This is a genomic window from Vibrio sp. 10N.222.49.A3 (genome assembly GCF_041475145.1).
Taxonomy (GTDB): Bacteria; Pseudomonadota; Gammaproteobacteria; order Enterobacterales; family Vibrionaceae; genus Vibrio; species Vibrio tasmaniensis_A.
Genome location: NZ_JBFRVM010000333.1, coordinates 1 through 409, shown reverse-complemented (window position 1 = coordinate 409; position 409 = coordinate 1). Strand labels below are relative to the sequence as shown.

At 37.2% G+C, this 409-nt stretch carries 1 rRNA gene; it reads left to right on the top strand.

The window, feature by feature from the left end:
• Positions 1 to 265: 265 nt before the first annotated feature.
• Positions 266 to 409, top strand: a 23S ribosomal RNA gene (locus tag AB4589_RS25460); the annotation flags it as partial.

Sequence of the window (409 nt, the reverse complement as noted above, 5' to 3'; positions counted from 1 at the left end):
GTTTATCTGCTCTTATTTATTAAGAACGGTATAAACACAACAAACACATTCAAGTGTCTTGTATTCGAATGATCAGAAATGATTGTTCATTTTTTGATTCTACTTTTTATTAGAAAGTGGAAACAAAAAGTAAATTGAGTCCGGCAAACAGTCATCAAGAATTAACCCTTCTTGATGACAACCAAAAACCTTGGTTGCTTTTTGTCTTCACTTTTAAAAAGTGAAAGCAAATTTGTATCATACACAAGACCCTTTCGGGTTGTATGGTTAAGTGACTAAGCGTACACGGTGGATGCCTTGGCAGTCAGAGGCGATGAAAGGCGTAATAACTTGCGATAAGCCCAGATTAGGTAGTAATAACCTTTTGAGTCTGGGATTCCTGAATGGGGGAACCCACTTGCATAAGCAA